This window comes from Rhodococcus sp. K11/5 (genome assembly GCF_055193735.1).
Genome location: NZ_CM143721.1, coordinates 4333346 through 4352098, shown reverse-complemented (window position 1 = coordinate 4352098; position 18753 = coordinate 4333346). Strand labels below are relative to the sequence as shown.

Here is an 18753-nt window from a genome sequence, read left to right as displayed (position 1 = left end):
TCGACGCTTCGACCTGCGGTGGAAGCGATGATCGGGTGGTGGCGATACTGCGCGTGCTGTCCAGCGCCGGGTGACGAGCGATCGAATATCGCCGAATGGTGCCGATGGCGGCGCGTGAACCTGCCGCGTCCCGAAGAGGGAAGTTATCAGGCCCCGGGTTCGTCGACAAGGTGTGGCCCGTCGGCTGCCCGGAGGCGCGTTCGCCGCCGAGGCTCGGTCGGCGGTTTGACCTCGTCGTTCGGGGTCAGTAACCTCGAACGGTCACCCGATGGCGACGTGCGTGGGTTCCGCCTGCACACGGTTCACCTCCGGCGGCGCTCGGTCGACGGGCTCCGCGCAGACGGGTCGGCCACCGACTCGAGTTCGCCGAACTCGCGACATACAGCACACCGGGGCGTCGTGACGACGCCGATAGTCAAGAGGAGTTCCACCGTGGCCAAGGGCAAGCGGACGTTCCAGCCGAACAACCGTCGTCGTGCACGTGTGCACGGCTTCCGTCTGCGTATGCGGACGCGCGCCGGGCGGGCCATCGTGTCGTCGCGTCGCAACAAGGGTCGCGCCACGCTGACCGCCTGATTCGTGTAGTCCGGTAGTCGAGACCTCGGGTGTTACCTGAACCGCACCGATTGCACCGCACCGCGGATTTCTCCGCGACGGTGCGTCGTGGTCGCAGAACAGGTCGTCGCGACATCGTCGTGCACGCCCGGTCTCGAAACGACGAGCCCTCGCTGGTGAGCCCAGCGGGGGCTCGTTTCGGTCTGGTGGTGAGCAAGTCGGTCGGATCCGCCGTGGTGCGGCACCGCGTCGCTCGTCGCTTACGGCACGTGTGCGCGACGGTGTTGCCTCTCGTGGCGCCCGACACGGACGTGGTCCTGCGGGCCCTGCCCGGTGCCGCGACCGCCTCCTCCCCCGATCTGGAGCGTCAGATTCGATCGGGACTGACCAAGCTCGGAGTGACGATGCGTTCGGATCCGACCACCGTCGGCCGACCATGACGTGGTCGACGCGCGACGCCGTTCGTGGAGTGGTGTCCTTTCCCGCACGAGCCGCGATCTTCGCCATCGAGCTCTACCGTTCCTATGTTTCTCCCCTGCGTATGCCCACATGTCGGTTCACCCCGACGTGCAGCGAGTACGCGGTCGACGCGCTCCGTGAGCGCGGCATCGTCGTCGGGACCGTATTGGCGGTCGTGCGCCTGCTCAAGTGCGCACCCTGGCACCCTGGTGGGTGGGACCCGGTTCCACCACGTCGTCGTCCCCGGTCGGACGGCACGGATACCACGGTCGAATAAGCTTGCCCGCAGTCTGATTCCCCAACGAGGGTGAACGAACAGAGGAGTACATAGAGCCGTGCTCGATTTCATCTATTATCCGGTCTCCTGGATTCTCTGGTTCTGGCACAAGGTGTTCGGTGCCGTGCTGGGTGCCGACAACGGATTCGCCTGGGCACTCTCCGTGGTGTTCCTCGTGTTCACCCTGCGTCTGATCCTCTACAAGCCCTTCGTCAAGCAGGTGCGGACGACTCGGCAGATGCAGGAGCTGCAGCCGCAGATCAAGGCACTGCAGAAGAAGTACGGGAAGGACCGCCAGAAATTGGCGGTCGAGATGCAGAAGCTGCAGAAGGAACACGGCTTCAACCCGATCATGGGTTGCCTCCCGGTGCTGGCGCAGGCGCCGGTGTTCATCGGCCTGTTCCACGTGCTCCGATCCTTCAACCGCACCGGCACCACGTTCGGTCAGCTCGGCCTGACCCCCGAGGAAACCCGGTCGCTCCCCAACTACGCGTTCAGCGTGGCGGACGTGAACTCGTTCCTCGACGCGCGTCTGTTCGGTGCTCCGATCTCCGCCATGATCACCATTCCCAGCGAGCAGCTCGAGGCCTACGCGAACCCGGCACAGGGAGTCGGGATCCCGACGGCGTTCACCATCGCTCTCGTGGCCGTTCCGTTGATGATCATCGCCAGCATCGCCACGCACCTGAACTCGCGCGCGTCGGTGGCCCGTCAGTCGCCGGCAGCTGCGGCCAACCCGCAGTCCGCGATCATGAACAAGCTGGCCCTGTACGTCTTCCCGCTGGGTGTTCTGGTCGGTGGACCGTTCCTGCCGGTGGCCATCCTCCTGTACTGGGTGAGCAACAACGTCTGGACGTACGCGCAGCAGCATCTGGTCTTCGGCAAGATCGACAAGGAAGAGGCCGCGAAGAAGGAAGCGGCTCAGGAGCGTCGTAACGAATCCGCCCCCAAGCCGGGAGCACGACCCAAGAAGCCCGCTCCGGGAGCGAAGCCCAGCACGTCGAAGTCCAGCACGACGAAATCGACGGACGACGCCACCCCGAACCTGTCCAAGAACGGTTCTGCGGATGCGTCGGACGGCAACGAGGCAGCCTCGGTGAACGGCTCCTCCGCGAAGAACGGTGCGGCGACGACTCCGCCTCGCAAGAAGAAGACCCCGCCGGGCAAGGTCCGCCCCAAGCAGCAGCGCCGTCGATGATCGTCAGGACCGGACGCGGACGAGCGCACGACAACACGGAGCAGTTCTAGTGGAAACGGAAATGGATCAGAACGTGACGATCGAGTCGAACGCAACGCAGACGGACGAGACCGAGACGAACCCGACCCAGACGAACGAGACGACGATCGTCGCGAAGAACACGTCGTCGGACGGGTCCGTTTCGGACACCGTCGTGGAGACGGAGGACGACGCCGACGCTGACCCCGAGGATTATCTGGTGGAGGAAGGCGAGATCGCAGGCGACTACCTCGAACAGCTTCTCGACGTTCTCGACTTCGATGGCGACATCGATCTGGACGTCGAGGGTGACCGTGCGATCGTGAGCATCGACGGAGGGAAGGACCTGAACAAGCTCGTCGGTCGTCAGGGCGAGGTGCTGGATGCGTTGCAGGAACTGACTCGGCTGGCCGTGCAGCAGTCGACCGGCGAGCGCAGCAAGCTGATGTTGGACGTCGCCGGGTGGCGGGCCGGGCGACGCGAGGAACTGACGCGGATCGGCACGTCGGCCGCTGCGCGGGTCGTCGAGTCGGGTGAACCGGAGTCGTTGGATCCCATGACGCCGTTCGAGCGGAAGATCGTCCACGACGCGGTGGCCACGGTGGCCGGCGCGACCAGTGAGAGCGATGGCGTCGAACCGAATCGGCACGTGGTGGTCGTGAAGGAATGAGCTGACGCACTCGAGTCAGAGCTCCGAAGGGGACGCAGTCGTCATGACTGCGTCCCCTTTTTCGTGGCACTGCTGGCGACGAGGCGGGAGCGAATTACACACTTGTGGTTTGTTGGGTGTCGGACCCGTGCGCGATGATGTTTCACGTGGAACACGACGATGAGATCGAGAGTCGACCCGAGTGGATCGAAGATGCTGCGGAGCGCGTCTTCGGCGACCGCATCGACCTGGCGCGGCAGTACCACGACTCGTTGGCCACTCATGGTGTCGAGCGAGGTTTGATCGGACCCCGCGAGGTTCCGCGGTTGTGGGAGCGGCACATCCTGAACTGTGCGGTCCTCGGTGAACTCATCCCCGAGGGTGCGACCGTCGTCGATGTCGGTAGTGGCGCCGGGTTGCCGGGTATCCCCCTGGCCATCGCCCGTCCGGATCTCCGCGTGTCGCTCGTCGAACCGTTGCTCCGGCGCACCGTGTACCTCGCCGAGTTCGTGGACGCCCACGGGTTGTCGTTGTCGGTGGTCCGAGGGCGAGCAGAACAGGTCGGGGTCGTCAAAGAGGTCGGTGGGGCAGACATCGTCACGTCTCGTGCCGTAGCGCCACTCGAGAAGTTGGCGCGGTGGTCCATCCCGCTGATCCACGAGGGTGGCGTCATGCTTGCCATGAAGGGAAGCACAGCGCAGGAGGAGATCGACCGCGACGCCGCAGCTCTGTCACGTATCGGTGCACGCAACCTCGAGGTCCGTCGATGCGGGGTGGACGTGGTGCCGTCACCGACTATCGTGGTCCGTGCAGAGCGCGCCCAGCGTGGTGGTCGCTCCTCCCCCATCGTCGCGCCACGTTGATCCGGCCGCGCTCGCACACTGTCGAAGGAGTTGTTCATGCCGGGTGATTCTCGGTCGCGTGTTTCACGTGAAACTGAGCGAGACGGCGTTTCACGTGAAACACGTGATTCGACCAAAGACGAGTTCGGCTACTCCCCGATGGCGTCGGACGACACCCCGATCGGTGCCGCCGCGCAACGTGCCAGCCAGGTACTGCACCCCAACGGGGTGTCGCTGCCGAAGCCGGCTGTGCGACGGGTCATGACCATTGCCAACCAGAAGGGCGGCGTCGGCAAGACCACCACGGCAGTCAACGTGGCGGCGGCACTCGCGATCCAGGGGTTGTCGGTTCTCGTCGTCGACCTGGATCCTCAGGGGAACGCGTCGACTGCCCTCGGCGCGGTCCATACGTCGGGAACGCCGTCGAGCTACGAGTTGCTTCTGGGTGAAGTGACCGCACGTGAGGCGATCCAGCACAATCCCAAGAACGAGCGCCTGATGTGCATTCCGGCCACCATCGACCTGGCCGGGGCCGAGATCGAATTGGTGTCGATGGTGGCTCGCGAAGGCCGCTTGAAGACCGCGCTGGCGGATCCGACTCTCGACGAGCTGGGGATCGACTTCGTGCTCATCGATTGCCCACCGTCCCTCGGGCTCCTCACGGTGAACGCGATGGTGGCCGCCACCGAGGTTCTGATTCCCATCCAGTGCGAGTACTACGCCCTGGAAGGTGTCGGCCAGCTGCTCCGCAACATCGAACTCGTCCAGTCCCATCTGAATCCGTCCCTGCACGTGTCGACCGTGGTTCTCACGATGTACGACGGGCGAACCAAGCTCGCCGATCAAGTTGCGGACGAGGTTCGAAACCACTTCGGCACCGCGGTTCTGAAATCCGTGATCCCGCGCAGCGTGAAGGTGTCGGAGGCGCCCGGCTACGGAATGACCGTTCTCGAGTACGACCCGGGTTCACGTGGAGCCATGTCGTACCTCGACGCGGGTCGTGAGATGGCTGCCCGCAGCGCCGAAATGAACGCATCTCGGGGTGGAGCACAATGAGTCAGACGAGAAAGGGCGGTCTGGGTCGTGGTCTCGCCGCGCTCATCCCCACGTCCCCCGGCCCCGGATCGGGTCTCGGCTCGGCTGCCGCCGATGTCGTGATCGGTGGTGAGGCATCCCGTCCGGACACGCCGGCGCCTCCCGCCCCCGTCGTCACCGACGATGATCTGACTCCTGCGGGTGCCGTGTACCGGGAGATCGCTCCGAGCAAGATCGAACCGAATCCCAAGCAGCCACGCTCGGTGTTCGAGCAGGAAGCGCTGGACGAACTCGTTCACTCGATTCGCGAGTTCGGTCTCATGCAGCCCATCGTGGTGCGCAGCGTGGGCGACGACCGCTACCAACTCGTCATGGGCGAGCGCCGGTGGCGCGCCAGTCAGGAAGCCGGCCTCGAGGCGATCCCTGCCATCGTTCGCGAGACTGCAGACGACACGTTGCTGCGGGATGCGCTCCTCGAGAACATCCACCGCGTACAACTCAACCCGCTGGAAGAAGCTGCGGCGTACCAGCAACTGCTGGAAGAGTTCGACGTGACGCACGATCAACTCGCCACTCGATTGGGTCGATCGCGTCCGGTGATCACCAACATGATCCGGTTGCTTCGACTCCCGATCCCCGTCCAGCGTCGCGTCGCGGCCGGTGTTCTGTCGGCCGGGCACGCTCGTGCATTGCTCTCCCTCGACGCCGGCGCCGCCGCGCAGGAGGAATTGGCCGCGCGAATCGTCGCCGAAGGCATGTCGGTGCGTGCGACCGAGGAAGCGGTGACGTTGGCCAATCGGGAGGACGGAGCGACCACGCCGCCTGCCCCTCGGCGCAAGCCGCTGCAGATGCCGGGTCTGCAGGACGTGGCCGAACGGCTGTCCGAGTCGTTCGATACTCGGGTCACCGTGAGCCTCGGCAAGAGAAAAGGCAAGATCGTGGTCGAATTCGGGTCGGTCGATGACCTCGAGCGGATCGTCGAGATGATGGAACGCCAGAAGTCGTCATGACAGTGTCGGTTGCAGGTATGGACACCCGCGGTCGATACGTCACTGTGACGTAACTAGTCGTACCTACTCGAAAGATGTTGCGACCGTGGGTAATTGACGATCTCCACTCGGTACGTCGCCGAGTGGACCGGTATCCCCTATTGTGTAACCCGAACTACCGGCGCGGACGCCCCATCCACCGCGTCGTCGGGGTACGGAGGTTTTCGAACGCGTGACGATCCTGGTCTCCACACTTACTCTCGGCGGATTCGAGGCTCTGCCCGCCCATGATCGGCAGTGTGTGTTCTGGACCGTCGATCCGACGGTCGAGGCTCCGTCGTTCGTCGACACGGAGTTCGAGAAGGAAGCCTGGCTGTCGATGGTCATGCTCGAATGGGGTCCGTGTGGACAGGTCGCCACCACGATGCCGGATGTGCCGGATGTGCCGGACATCGATCACGTGTCCACGTCGTCGCACGCGGACGAAGAACCGGACGCCATCGAGTCCGTCGGGTGCGCGCTGTACGCCCCGCCCGGAGCCGTACCGCGCGTCCCGTCGTTCCCCACCGCCCCGGTCAGTCCCGACGCGATTCTGTTGACGTCGCTCTACTCCCCGAATCTCGTCGACGACGGTGACGATGTGCGCGCGGTACTGATGCAGGCGGCAGTCCGCAATCTGGTCAACCGCGGGGTGCGTGCCCTCGAGGCGTTCGGTGTTCGGCTGACCGAGCCCGAGGCGGAGACTCGATACCTCGGCGTCGGTCCGCGCGAGTGCGGCGAGGCGAACTGCATGATCGATGCGGAGTTCCTCGAGAAGTACGGATTCGAGGTCGTCGCCCCGCATCATCGGTTCCCGCGTCTACGTCTGGAACTCGATCGCGATCACGGGTGGAAGGAAGACGTCGAGTCCGCGTTGGATCGACTTCTCGAGGCGGCGGCACTGACGGTCGTGGAGGCAGACCCGAGGGTCGCGGTCGGCGCTCGTTGAACGAGCACCGACCTCTCCCGCCAGGAACGGTTTCCGGAAAGATCTACGTGCGTTCGGCCGCGGCCAACTCGTAGGCGAGAAGCTCGGCGAACGTGAACGTGCCGGTCGGCTGGTCGTCCTGGCCGAGCAGATACAGGCGTTTCACCGATACCAGGATGGCTTCCGCGATGATGTCGCGCTGACGAGGATCGGCAAGCACCGCGACGTCGTCGACGTTGCTCAGATATCCGAGTTCGAGCTGCACGGTGGGCATGTTGGTGAGTCGAAGGATGTCCCAGGTCCGGCCGTGGCTTCGGCAGTCCTGCAACGGTGTTCGCGCCACGATCTCGCGCTGGACGTAGCTGGTGAGCACCTGGCCGATGAGGGACGTCGATCCGTGCGAATTGCCGAAGTGGAAGCCGGCCACGCCGTTCGCGAGTGGGCTGCTGTGCGTACTGCAGCGCAGGGAGATCATGAGATCGGCACCGATCTCGTTCGCCGTCTCGGCGCGTTCGGCGTTGGTGGGATCGGTGGACCGGGCTCGGGACAGGTAGGTCTCCATGCCCGTCGCCGCCATACGTCCCTCGAGCCGACTCGCGAGGTCCCAGAGGATGGCCTCCTCGGTGACCGGGCCGTGGGGGGAATCGACGGTGACCCCGGTCGTGGCACCCCCGAGACCCGGATCGATGACGATGCGCTTGCCCGTCAGCTGCGGACCCGAGCTGCGCACCAGTTCTTCCTCACTGATCGCGTGCGGCGATCCGCCGGTCACCCGGGTGCCGAGCAGGTCGAGGGAGCGCAGAGTGGCGGGCCCGCAGATTCCGTCGGGTGCGAGCCCGATCTCACGTTGGAAAGAGGACAACCCCTCGTGAGTCTGGGATCCGAAGAACCCGTCGACACGGCCGTTGTAGAAGCCCAGGTCCTGCAATCGACGCTGCAGCGTGGCGACGTCGTCGCCGTACAGCGGAGCGGACAGCTGATAGATGAGCGTGCGGGCGCCGAGGCGGAACGACGCTTCCTTGATGCCGCGATATGTGGCGGTGTCGACCTCGCCGGTGACCAGGAGGCCGCGCTGCTGCTGGAAAGCGCGGACGGCGTCGGCGAGGTGCAGGTCGTACTGCACATCCGGTTCGGTCCAGGGGGAGTTCGCGTCGAGTGATCGATCATCCCCGGCCAGGAAGCCGAGACCGGTGAGAATGCCCCGAACCTCCGCGACGGCCGGTCCGCGATCACCGTGACGGAGTGGCTTCATTGTCGTCGCTGACCTTCCTGTTTCGTGCGTCCCGAGTACCCCTGATGGAGACGGTTCATCCGACGATTGTCTCAGAAGAACCGGGCTCCACGACCGAGGTGCCCGTCGGTGACAGGAACATCACCCACGGGCACCGGATCGATCGGGAGTGTTCAGATCAGGAGATTACGCCTTCGAGGTCGCGAAGCAGTGCAGCCTTGCCCTTCGCGCCGACGATCGTCTTCACGGGCTCACCGTTCTGGAACAGGATCATCGTGGGGATCGACATGACCTTGAAATCCCGCGCTGCCTGCGGATTGGCATCGATGTCGAGCTTCGCGACGGTCAGCTTGTCCGCGTGCTCGGCAGCGATCTCCTCGAGTACGGGCGCAACCATCTTGCACGGGCCGCACCAGGTGGCCCAGAAATCGACGAGAACGGGCTTGTCGCTGTTCAGAACGTCGGCGGCGAACGAATCGTCGCTGATGGTGACGGTGCTGTGATCGGACATGACGGCTCCTGGCGGTAGGGACGTGGAAGAAGGGGGACGGAGAAGGGAACTTGGATCAGGCGTTGACGACGTCGACGTCCTTGTCGGCGTTCTCGAGGGTGTTCTCGGAGATCTCGCCGCGCTCGGCCAACCAGCGCTCGGCGTCGATGGACGCGGAGCAGCCGGTGCCGGCCGCGGTGATGGCCTGCTGGTACACGTGGTCGACGAGGTCGCCGGCCGCGAAGACACCGTCGATGCTGGTGGAGGTGGTCGGGGTCTCGACGACGACATATCCTGCGTCGTCGAGGTCGACCTGTCCGCGGACCAGTTCGGAGCGCGGATCGTGTCCGATCGCGACGAAGACGCCGGTGACGTCGAGCACGCGCTCGTCGCCGGTGCGGGTGTCGCGGATCTTCAACCCGGTGACGCCGGAGTTGCCCTGGACCTCGACCACATCGGCGTCGGTCACGAAGGTGATCTTCTCGTTCTCCTTGGCGCGCTCGAGCATGATGCGCGACGCCCGGAACTCGCTGCGTCGGTGCACGATCGTGACGGACCGAGCGAAACGGGTGAGGAACGTGGCTTCCTCCATCGCGGAGTCGCCGCCGCCGATGACGGCGATGTCCTGGTCGCGGAAGAAGAAGCCGTCGCAGGTGGCGCAGGCGGACACCCCGCGACCCAGCAAGGTCTGCTCTCCCGGTACGCCCAGGTAGCGTGCGGCCGCACCCATGGCGAGGATGACGGCGCGCGCACGGTGGATCTCACCGTCGACGGTCACGGTCTTCACATCGCCCGTCAGCGACATCTCCTCGACGTCCTCGGTGCGGATGTCGGCGCCGAATCGCTTCGCCTGCTCACGCATCTGCTCCATCAGGTCCGGGCCCATGATGCCGTCGCGAAAGCCGGGGAAGTTCTCGACCTCGGTCGTGGTCATCAGAGCACCACCGAACTGCGTGCCTTCGAAGACCAGAGGCTTCAACTCGGCCCGTGCCGCGTAGACCGCCGCGGTGTATCCGGCGGGACCGGATCCGACGATGATCAGGTCGTGGACGTGTGAAGAAGTCATCTTCGCCTTCCGTGGTGAGGGGCGTCGCAAGGGTTCCTGCGCTCTTGCTCGTAATCCTGACAACAGTAGGTGAACAGACCTTGTTCCCGGGGCGCACAGTTCCCGGGGCGCACGGTTCCCGGGGCGCACTGTTCCCGCCGTCAGCCGATCTCGGCGCGCGACACCGTGTCCGCCGAGCCGGGTCCACACTCGGTACCCACGGCCAGCGCGACGAGGGCCCCCGGGCGTGAGCCGGGCACCACCACCAGCGTCGCGTCGGCACCGTCCACGGTCACCTCGCCGATACCCAGCACGGCGGACTCGGGATCGACGCCGTTGGCGGCCAGGCATCCGGCCAGCAGAGCCGGGTCGGCGTATCGGCCCCGATCGTCGGTGCCGACGGTGGCGGCGATCAGTCGAGCGTCCAACCCGGAGGCCTCGGTGCCGGGAGGCGACGGAGCGGGCGGATCGGTCGTCGGCGCGGCCACGGACGGCTCGGACTCGGTGCGTTCGTATCCCACGGCGATGCCGAGGCCCACCGCGCCGAGAGTCAGAACCGCAGCGGCCGCAGCGAGCAGGCGTCGACGCCGCGCCGCCGGCACCGAGTCGATGTGTGCGCTGCGGATCTCGCGTCGGGGCCCTGCTCCGCTGTCGGCTGCGACGTCGGTCCCGGATTCGCAGTCGGCCAGTGCGGCCTCGGCGAGAGCCGCGTCGATGCGTACGCGCACGGCCGGTGGAACGGCCAGCTCTGCGTCGAGGTCGGCGCCGCGGGTGCGCAGCGTGGCCACGACGTCGTCCAATGACTCCAGGTATGCGGCTGCCGCGGGATCGGCCCGGACGCGGGGCCAGACCGCGGCGGCGATGTCGTCGTCCACCACACCGGCGTGCAGGTCCGCGAGGAAGTCCCGGGCGAAGCCCTCACGGCCCCCGGACCGGCCGAATCGAGCACCGTTCATGCTGTTGCGCGCCTCGGGTCCACTGTCCACACGAGGATTGGACGCGCCGCTCCGGCGGTTGGTTCCGTTCAGAATTCAACTTGTTCGCGAGCGCCGACATCTCGGTCGCCGGCGTCTCACGCGCCGTCGGCTCGCAGGGTCTGCAGAACCGAGGCCAGTTTCTGCCGTCCGCGAGCACAGCGGCTCTTCACGGTCCCCACCGGGACGTCGAGGATCTTCGCCGCATCGGCCACCGAGTAGCCCTCCATGTCGACCGCCACCACCGCCGCACGTTGCTCCGGCGGCAGGGTGTCCAGGGCCTTCTCGACGACGAGCGAGAGATCGACGTCGGCGTAGCGATCGAAGGGATCGCGGGGTTCGCGGGCCTCCTCGCCGAGTGGCACCGTCGGACGAACCTTGTTTCGACGTAGCCGGTCCAGACAGGCGTTCACGACGATGCGATGCAGCCAGCTGCGCACGGCGGCGTCGGCGCGGAACGAGCCGGCGGTGCGATGAGCGGAGAGCAGTGCTTCCTGCAGGGAGTCCGCCGCATCCTCCGCCGAGTAACTGGCTCGGCGAGCCGTCAGCCACAGATGGGCTTCGTGTCGACGCACGAGTACGCCGAAAGCCGTTGGATCTCCCCCGATGTGCGCCGCCAGGAGCTCGCCGTCCGATGCGTCGTCCCCCGCGACCCCCCCGATAAGTCGCACGCGCGGATGTTAACCGAAAACAAACCGGACCGCCGGAACGGAAGCGGAACACACGCCGCGGGTGGTGCGTCAGGACGTGCGGAACCCGCCGATATCGGCGATGACGGACCGGTTTCCACCGTCTGCCGTGCTCAAATCGGTGATCCAGAACAACACGTACTCGGTGGGACCGTCCGGATTGACAGGAATGTCGTTGAGCCCGTCCTCCAGGGTCGCGGAGCCGATCAGCTGGGTGTCGTCGAGGTCCGGAGACGCGTCACCGGCGACGCGAATCTCGACCACAGTTCCCGGTGACGGCGAGTTCACGTACACGCTGTTCAACGTCGCGGGCTCGTCCAGCGAGACGAGGATGCCCACTCCGGGCTTGAGCGAGGGAAACGGATTGAAGTAGGTGTCGGTCTGCCACACGGTCCCGGGGTCGTTGTCGAGCACGTTGTCCACGGCTCCGGGGTTGTCCGCGCTTCCCTGCGGTGAGTACACCTCGGCCGAACCGAATCCGGCGGGAATCAACGGTGCGGCCTCGGGGGCAGGTTCTCCCGGTGCGGCCGGAGCTTCCGCGGTGGACGTCAGACCGAAGTTCTGCTCGGTCAACGGTTCGTCCGAACCTCCGCCGGACAGGAGGTTGGCCAACCACCAGCCCACCAGTCCGAGCACCACGACGGTCAGGATGCCGAGGCCCACCAGCACTGCGAGCATCGTGTTCGACTTGTCGGCCGGCTCGTCGTCGGGGTCGGCGAGCGCATGACCGGTGGCGCCCGGAGGACGTTGGCCGAGGCGGAGCGCGGGAATCATCTCGGTCTTCTCGTTGACCACCGCGGCCTGACCGAGGATGTGTTGCACGGTGGCCGCGGTGCGGATGCCGCTGTTCTGTTCCAGCGCCCGGACGGCGACCGCGGAGATCTCGAACGGAACGTCGGGTCGGATCTCGCGCGGCTCGACCGGTGCGCCGTTCGCACCGCGATCGGCGACACGCATGCCGCCCACGGTTCCGGAACCGTTCGCCGCGAGGGGCCAGCGTGCGGTGATAAGGGCGTAGAGCATGGCCCCGAGCCCGCGCACGTCCGACTGCGGATCGGCGTCACCGAGAGTGGCGGGGAAGGCCAGCACCGCGTCGCCCTTCACGCTGATGCGAATGCGATCCGGATGGTCGATGGACAGCGCGCCCCCACTGCGGTGGGCGGCTTCCGCGGCCGCGGCGAGCGACTTGATGGCGTTCGCAGCCCCGATGGGCGACGGATCGGTGTCGGCCATCTCCCGCAGGGACCGACCCCGGGTCCACTCGGCCACGACGATGCCGCCGGAGCTTCCCCGCACCACGTCGAGCACGCGAGCCAGGCCCGACGAATTGATGCGGCCGAGCCGCAGCGTCCGGGACAGGACCGCCTGCGGTCCGTCGGAGCGCTCGTCGACGACTCCGGTGGCCCGCTGCTCCGCGTCCACGAAGGTCAACGCGACCTCGCGGTCGAGCTTCACGTCGTGGGCCTGCCAGAACTCCAGACCGCGGGCGCCGCCGTGGGGGGCGAGGAGGCGGTAGCGCCCTCCGGCTACGGACGCGCCGGGGATGAGCTTGGGACCGCGCAGCCGTGCGCGGTCGGGGACGGCGTTCGGCGGCGGTACGGGCGGTCCGACGGGCGGCAGCGTGGGAGATCCGACCGGGATGACGCCGGTGTCGACGACCGCACGGTTCGTCCCGGCCGCAGACGCACCGGACGCGTCCGGAGCTCCGATCGTCTCGTCCGCGGGTGAAGAACCCGTGGCCGAAGAATCCGTGGGCGAGGCGTCGGTCGGTGAGGTCTCGGTGTCCGTGACGTCCGACTGCGGAACCGCTGCGGTGGAGCCGGCTGCATCCGATTCGGGCGTGTCCGATTCGGACGACGGGGTCGGCGTCGCGTCGGGTGTGGTGGCGTCGGGTGTGGTGGCGTCGGGTGTGGTGGTGTCGTCCGGACCGACCGGAGCGTCGGCCTCGACGGGACCCTCTCGACGAGCGTCGGCCTCGACGGGACCCTCTCGACGAGCGTCGGCCTCGACGGGACCCTCTCGACGAGCGTCGGTGGAGACGGCTCCGGAGTCGGTGGAGTCGTCCGTCCGGGACGACGAACGCCCACCGGCACCTTGGTCGTCGGTCACTGCCACTCCTTCGTCACGTCTCACTGTGTTCTCGTCCACGTACGCCGGGAACACGGTGGTCTCGGCCTCGTCCGCCGGAACCGTCATGGGGTGATCTCTCAGCGTTCGAGCGATCGGTCGGCGGGGGCCTTCTCGTCGGCTCCCAGGGTACGGGAGGGATTCGCCCCCGGGCGCACCGACGACGGAGCCCGACGGACGGTGTGTCTCGGGGTCCGCCGGCCCGCCGATGGCCGGAAGGAGCACTGTGTCCGCGAACATCGGATCGGTGGCGGGTGGTGTCTGCGTTACAGGCACCGGCGGGATGCGGCCGGCCTTCCGAAGCACGGCGACGCCGACGGCCTGGATTTCCGGAATCTTGGCCCAGTACAGGCCGATCGCGGTGACCAGCAGCATGACGGCACCGTTGAAAGCGACCCGAAGCAGTGATCCGACTCCGGAGTCCAACCGATCGAAGCCGAGCAGGCGGTCGAGCGCGAAGACGGCGATCATCGCGACGAGGGTCGCGGCAAGGGTCAGCGCGACGGTGCGTCGGACTCCGGAGAGCACGATGTCGCCGAGCGTGCGGCGCAGCAGCATCCAGCCGATGATCGCGCCCGTGATGTAACCGAGACCGTTCGCGGCACCGAGGAGGAGGACGACCTCGCGATCGGACGTGGCGATCAACGGGGCCAGCGCCGACAACCCGATCTTGACGCCGGTCACACCGAGCACGATCCAGGTGGGTGTCCAGGCCTGTTCGCGGGCGTAGAAGACGCGGAGATGAATCAGGACGAGCGAGTACGGGATGAGGGTGAAGGCGGACCAACTGACCGCTTCGCCCAACCGGGCGGCGTCGCCGGTTCCGAAGTTTCCGTACCCGTAGAGCGCGCGGCCCACCTGGGGGCCGGCGATGGTCAGGAAGCCGATGACGGGTATCAGCGCCAGCATCGTCAGGCGGGTGGCGATCGAGAGATCGTCGACGACGGCGGGCGTGTCCTTGCGGGCGGCGTTGCGGCTCAGCCGGGGCATGATCGCCGTGAGGACCGTGACGCCGAGAACGCCGTACGGCAATTGGAGCAGGATCCAGGCCTGGTTGTAGATGATCGGGCCGGCCTCGTCGACGCCCGACGAGATGCGCGTGGCGAACACCATGCCCGCCTGGCTGATGACGACGTACAGCACGATGGCGACGGCCATGCCGCCGAACTGCTTGAGCCGGTCGTCGAGTCCCCACAGAGGACGCAGATCGATGTCGTTGCGCCGCAGCGCCGGAATCAGGCTTCCGGCCTGCACCACGACACCGAGGGTGATGCCGAGCCCCAGCAGCAGCAGCTTCGGTTCGCTGATGCTCACGGGATCGAGAGTGATCTCGCCCGGCAGCACGAGGTACAGGACCAGAACACCGAGAACGACGACGTTGTTCAGAACCGGAGCCCACGCTCCCGGCTTGAAGTTCTGCCGGGTATTGAGGATCGCGGTGAACAGCGCGGACAGGCCGTAGAAGACGATGGCGGGCAGCAACAGAAACAGAAGCGTGGTGGTCAGCGCCGTGTTGACCTTGCCGTCCTCGCTCAGGAACACGTACCGCGTCAACAGCGGCGCCGCCGCCGTGGCCAGGGCCGCGGCGACGATCAGCATCGTCAGGGCCGCGGTGAACAACCGCCGCACGAAGGCGGTTCCGCCGTCCGCGTCCTCGCTCTCCGCCCGCACCAGAACCGGGACGACGATCGCAGTGAGGACGGCGCCGAGGACCAGCTCGGCGATCATGTTGGGAATCAGGCTGGCCACGGTGTACGAGCTGGCGATCGTCGCGCCGAGGACCGTCACCAGCATCAGTTGCTTGGCGAAGCCGGTGATGCGGCTGATCAACGTGGCGAAGGCGATCGCACCGGTCGCCGACATCAATCGCGAGTTCTTCTGCGAATCGTCCGGATCCGTCGAGGCCGCGGCGGCTGGGGCAGCGGGCGGTTCGGTGGCGGGCGGGGCGGAGACGGGAGGCGGACCCTGCGGCCGCGCGGGCGGGGTGGTGCTGATCGGGGAGGTTCGCTCCCAGGGCGCCCGAGGCGCTCGACCGGCCAGGCCGTCGGGTCCGCCGTGGGGAATGCTCCCGGTCATCTGAAGTCCTCTTACGTCTCGTCGGCCGGATCGGGTTGACCGCGGAACCGGTGCAGAAGTCGTCGGCCCGCCAGCAACAGGAGCAGTACGCCCGCGCCCGCTGTGATGATGGCCAGTGCACGACCGTACGCATTGGACCGAACGTTCACAGTCGCAGCATCCCCCAAGCGTGCGCCCTCCGCAGTGGTCAGTGCGAACTGCACCGTCATCTGCCGGGAGTCGGAGACGCGAGCGGGCACCTGCAGGGACCGGCTGCCGCGCGGCGGAAGCTGCTGGATCCCGACGTCCTCGATCTCCATGGCCGCCGGTGCGTCGACGGACAGCCGCACGGTGATGCCGATGGGCAGATCGTTCCGCGCGACCAGCAGCAACGGGCTCGCTTCGGAGGCCAGGGTGAAGACACCGCCCGGCGCGATGATGGTCGCGGAGCCGTACATGCGGTCGAGTCCGGTCCGTACGGCCGTCATGCGGTCGCGCGCATCGGAGAGTGCAGCGGACCGCCGCGGTCCGCGACGATCGGCACCGGTCATCGCCCGCAGGATGTCCTCGCGGAACGGGGCGGTGAACAGGTCCGGGGTCAGTGCGCTGCGCGGGTCCTGCACCAACGCCCCGCGCAGCGTGGTCACACGGCCGATCTGGTCACCGGCTGCGTTCACCACGTCGTCGGGAACGGAATCGGTGCGGCTGTCCGGCGGCGTCTGCAGTCCGCCGAGCGGCGCGTTCGCTGCGTCGGCGACGACGACGGACAGTGGCCGCGAGGTCGCGAGACCGGACCGCAACAGTCCGGCCACGGTGCCGAGAACGTCGGCGGCTTCGTCGCGATCGGGTCGCCAGGTCTGCGGGGGAACCACGGTGAGGGTCCGGGCGTCGGGGTCCTCGGGAGTCAGCGCCTTCCACAGGAGAGCGCCGATGGCGTCCTGGAGGCGGGCGGTACGCGAGTCGCCACCGAGGTCGTAGATCTGATCTCGCGGTGTGAAGCCGGGGGTCGAGGGTTCCTCGCCGACGCCGGCGAGTGCGGTGGCCACCGTCGGGTCGAACAACGCCGTGCGCAACGGCGGCGACGGTGGGGTGTCCGGAAGTTCGCCGCGCACACCCAGTGTGGCGGTGTCGCGAGGCTCGGCCGCCAGAATCGACGTGCTCGCCACGAGGGCTGTTGCACCCGGCACCGTCGTCTCGAGCATGCCGGCCGCGTCGGGCCCCAGAACACCGGACTCGGGCCACACGACGTCGCGTCGCGACGTCACTCCCAGGATGCCGTCGATCACGTCGGCCGGGGTGGTGACCGCCGCGGCCGTGAGCGTGGGATCCGCGACGTCGGCGACGGCGTCGAGATCGGCCTGAGCGAAGGGCACGGCGACGACGCACAGCGATCCGGCCAGCTCACGCAGACGGTCCAGCCAGGACTGTGCCGACGCGGAGCCGGCTCCGGGCCGGGTGGGACCCGTCGGGTCGGCGGGGTTCTCGAGAACGACGTATCCGCGGGCCATCCCGGCCACGGTGACCAACAGGTCGGGGTCGACGGCCAGACACGTGGCCGCGGCCAGCCGTCCCTCGGTGTCCACGGTGCCGCCCACCGCGAATTCCAGCGCCGAGAGCAGGCCCTCCAGTCGGCCGCTCGCCGCGAGCGAGACGGCGAGTTCGTCGTCCACCAGTCGGATCGGCTCGTCGACGGTGCCGGGGAGACCGGCCGCCAGGCGGGGGCGGTCGGCGAGCGGCCACAGGACGGTGGTGCCGAGCGGGCGGGTGATGTCCGGTGCCACGGGAGCGGCGGACGGGGACGACGCGTCGATGACGGACGCGTCGCGGGGCACACCGGAGACGGGAAGCAGGAACGACGCGTCGTCGAGGCGGGCTTCCTGTCCGAACTCGGGCGTTCCGTTGACGTTGACCAGCAACGGGTAGACACCGGGCTCGTCGATGCGCAGGGACGGGTCCGTGACCGAACGCAACGGAAGGGACAGGGAGAACGGCACCGAGTCGCCCTGCGGCAGGGTTCCGTCGGGGCGGGAATCGGTGAGGCTCTCGAACACCCCGACGGTGTCGAAGACGTCCTGATCGGCCGAGAGCGTGGTGCGCAGCGCGTCCGCGTTCGCGATCTGCGGGGCTCGCTGCAGGCGTACCGCGATGTCGGACACGTCCCGGTCTCCGACGTTGGTGACCGTTCCCGTGACGGTGGCCGTCGCGGTGCTGCTCGTGGTCACGATAGACGGGGTGACCTCGTCGACGGAGATCTGGAGGAAGCGCCCGTCCTCGGAGGTGTCGGGTGGTGTGCCGGGTTGCTGGGGCACGGGTTGCTGGGGCACGGGCTGGGCGGCGTTCGGATAAGCGAGGGCGATGCCGGGCGAGAAGGCCAGCAACGCGACGACGGCCACGATCGCGGCCAGCACTCGGGTGGTCGGGGTGGAGCGGGTCATCCGGCCGTCTGCGGGCCGGCGTCGGCGGCTCCCGGCCTGTCCGGGTTGTCCCGCATCGTCGGGTTCGTCGGTGTCGCAGGAATCTCGAGGGGCATGGCGGCGATCATCTCGCCGGCGCGCTCGGCGAGCTTGCGCTCGTCCGCGTAGGCGAGGCGGGTCCCGAGTTCGGTCAGGGGCACCCAGGCGACCTCGGTGACCTCGACGTCCTCGTCGGACAACTCACCGCCGAGGCTGCGCAGAAGGTAATGGTGCACGGTCTTGTGCACTCGGCGGCCCTCGGTGACGAACCAGTAGTCGATGCTCCCGAGCGGTGCCAGGACCGTGCCGGTGATGCCGGTTTCCTCGGCGACCTCCCGTTCGGCGGTCTGCTCGGGCGTTTCTCCGGTCTCGATGTGGCCTTTGGGAAGCGACCACAGGAGACGACCGCGGCGATCCGTACGGCCGATGAGTGCCGCGCACTGGTTCTCGCGGGGGCCGTCGAGGCCGTCGACCACCAGTCCGCCCGCCGAGGTTTCCCGAACCGTACGCAGGGCCGGCTTGTCGCCACCGCGGTGCGCGGCGTCGGCACCGGTGCGAGGACGCCGTCGCACACCGCGACGGTTTCTCTTGGCTCGCTCGGCACCGGACACCCGATCGATACTAGTTGGCCCCCGCCTCTCTTCCGGCCAAGCGCACCGACCGGCCGCAGGGACGACGAGATCGGCGCAGGTAGAGTTCG

17 protein-coding genes are annotated in these 18753 nt (G+C 67.5%); 9 read left to right on the top strand and 8 right to left on the bottom strand.

Annotated elements, in window-relative coordinates:
- Window positions 1–432 precede the first annotated feature (432 nt).
- From rpmH to ACY466_RS20245, 9 genes are all read left to right on the top strand, one after another.
- Window positions 433–576, top strand: a complete 144-nt coding sequence (gene rpmH, locus ACY466_RS20285) for a 50S ribosomal protein L34 (protein ID WP_463252389.1) — start codon at window positions 433–435, stop codon at window positions 574–576.
- 29 nt (window positions 577–605) lie between these two features.
- On the top strand, window positions 606–995 hold the full coding sequence (gene rnpA / locus ACY466_RS20280) for a ribonuclease P protein component (RefSeq protein WP_463248601.1): 390 nt from the start codon (window positions 606–608) through the stop codon (window positions 993–995).
- Window positions 992–1291, top strand: coding sequence for a membrane protein insertion efficiency factor YidD (gene yidD, locus ACY466_RS20275; RefSeq protein ID WP_463248598.1), 300 nt, complete (start codon window positions 992–994; stop codon window positions 1289–1291). The genes rnpA and yidD overlap by 4 nt, the downstream gene beginning before the upstream one ends.
- Window positions 1292–1349: 58 nt before the next feature.
- Window positions 1350–2489, top strand: coding sequence for a membrane protein insertase YidC (gene yidC / locus ACY466_RS20270; protein WP_463248595.1), 1140 nt, complete (start codon window positions 1350–1352; stop codon window positions 2487–2489).
- 193 nt (window positions 2490–2682) lie between these two features.
- Window positions 2683–3177, top strand: coding sequence for a Jag family protein (locus ACY466_RS20265; RefSeq protein WP_463252388.1), 495 nt, complete (start codon window positions 2683–2685; stop codon window positions 3175–3177).
- A 137-nt stretch (window positions 3178–3314) separates the two neighbouring features.
- Complete coding sequence (gene rsmG / locus ACY466_RS20260; protein WP_463252387.1) at window positions 3315–4019, top strand: 16S rRNA (guanine(527)-N(7))-methyltransferase RsmG; 705 nt, start codon at window positions 3315–3317, stop codon at window positions 4017–4019.
- 138 nt (window positions 4020–4157) lie between these two features.
- A complete protein-coding gene (locus tag ACY466_RS20255; RefSeq protein ID WP_463248593.1) occupies window positions 4158–5054 on the top strand; it encodes a ParA family protein in 897 nt (298 codons plus the stop codon).
- The gene (locus tag ACY466_RS20250; RefSeq protein ID WP_463248590.1) at window positions 5051–6043 is read left to right on the top strand and encodes a ParB/RepB/Spo0J family partition protein; all 993 of its coding nucleotides are present in this window, start codon (window positions 5051–5053) and stop codon (window positions 6041–6043) included. The genes ACY466_RS20255 and ACY466_RS20250 overlap by 4 nt, the downstream gene beginning before the upstream one ends.
- A 211-nt stretch (window positions 6044–6254) precedes the next feature.
- A complete protein-coding gene (locus tag ACY466_RS20245) occupies window positions 6255–7010 on the top strand; it encodes a GNAT family N-acetyltransferase (RefSeq protein WP_463248586.1) in 756 nt (251 codons plus the stop codon).
- A gap of 43 nt (window positions 7011–7053) precedes the next feature.
- On the opposite strand, the gene ACY466_RS20240 is transcribed toward ACY466_RS20245, so the two are convergent.
- From ACY466_RS20240 to ACY466_RS20205, 8 genes are all read right to left on the bottom strand, one after another.
- Entirely contained in the window at window positions 7054–8241 is a 1188-nt protein-coding gene (locus tag ACY466_RS20240) for an N-acetylmuramoyl-L-alanine amidase (protein WP_463248582.1), read from the bottom strand.
- Window positions 8242–8398: 157 nt separating this feature from the next.
- Entirely contained in the window at window positions 8399–8731 is a 333-nt protein-coding gene (gene trxA, locus ACY466_RS20235; RefSeq protein WP_463248579.1) for a thioredoxin, read from the bottom strand.
- Between the two features lie 55 nt (window positions 8732–8786).
- Window positions 8787–9776, bottom strand: coding sequence for a thioredoxin-disulfide reductase (gene trxB, locus ACY466_RS20230; protein WP_463248575.1), 990 nt, complete (start codon window positions 9774–9776; stop codon window positions 8787–8789).
- A 140-nt stretch (window positions 9777–9916) separates the two neighbouring features.
- Window positions 9917–10741: a serine/threonine-protein kinase gene (locus tag ACY466_RS20225; protein WP_463248571.1), complete on the bottom strand. Its 825-nt coding sequence runs from the start codon at window positions 10739–10741 to the stop codon at window positions 9917–9919.
- Window positions 10742–10827: 86 nt separating this feature from the next.
- Window positions 10828–11400 (bottom strand): RNA polymerase sigma factor SigM, encoded by a 573-nt coding sequence (gene sigM, locus ACY466_RS20220; RefSeq protein WP_463248568.1) that lies wholly within the window; start codon window positions 11398–11400, stop codon window positions 10828–10830.
- A gap of 69 nt (window positions 11401–11469) precedes the next feature.
- The gene (locus ACY466_RS20215) at window positions 11470–15621 is read right to left on the bottom strand and encodes a murein biosynthesis integral membrane protein MurJ (protein ID WP_463248566.1); all 4152 of its coding nucleotides are present in this window, start codon (window positions 15619–15621) and stop codon (window positions 11470–11472) included.
- Between the two features lie 11 nt (window positions 15622–15632).
- The gene (locus ACY466_RS20210) at window positions 15633–18035 is read right to left on the bottom strand and encodes a DUF6049 family protein (RefSeq protein ID WP_463248563.1); all 2403 of its coding nucleotides are present in this window, start codon (window positions 18033–18035) and stop codon (window positions 15633–15635) included.
- The gene (locus ACY466_RS20205) at window positions 18032–18664 is read right to left on the bottom strand and encodes an NUDIX hydrolase (RefSeq protein ID WP_463248559.1); all 633 of its coding nucleotides are present in this window, start codon (window positions 18662–18664) and stop codon (window positions 18032–18034) included. Before ACY466_RS20205 ends, ACY466_RS20210 begins: the two co-directional genes overlap by 4 nt.
- Between the last annotated feature and the right edge of the window lie 89 nt (window positions 18665–18753).

Bases quoted from the DNA above. Each gene is read 5' to 3' on its own strand.
- yidD (WP_463248598.1), top strand. From the start codon at position 992: ATGACGTGGTCGACGCGCGACGCCGTTCGTGGAGTGGTGTCCTTTCCC.
- rsmG (WP_463252387.1), top strand. From the start codon at position 3,315: ATGTTTCACGTGGAACACGACGATGAGATCGAGAGTCGACCCGAGTGG.
- ACY466_RS20255 (WP_463248593.1), top strand. From the start codon at position 4,158: ATGGCGTCGGACGACACCCCGATCGGTGCCGCCGCGCAACGTGCCAGC.
- ACY466_RS20250 (WP_463248590.1), top strand. From the start codon at position 5,051: ATGAGTCAGACGAGAAAGGGCGGTCTGGGTCGTGGTCTCGCCGCGCTC.
- ACY466_RS20240 (WP_463248582.1), bottom strand. From the start codon at position 8,241: ATGAAGCCACTCCGTCACGGTGATCGCGGACCGGCCGTCGCGGAGGTT.
- trxA (WP_463248579.1), bottom strand. From the start codon at position 8,731: ATGTCCGATCACAGCACCGTCACCATCAGCGACGATTCGTTCGCCGCC.
- trxB (WP_463248575.1), bottom strand. From the start codon at position 9,776: ATGACTTCTTCACACGTCCACGACCTGATCATCGTCGGATCCGGTCCC.
- ACY466_RS20215 (WP_463248566.1), bottom strand. From the start codon at position 15,621: ATGACCGGGAGCATTCCCCACGGCGGACCCGACGGCCTGGCCGGTCGA.
- ACY466_RS20210 (WP_463248563.1), bottom strand. From the start codon at position 18,035: ATGACCCGCTCCACCCCGACCACCCGAGTGCTGGCCGCGATCGTGGCC.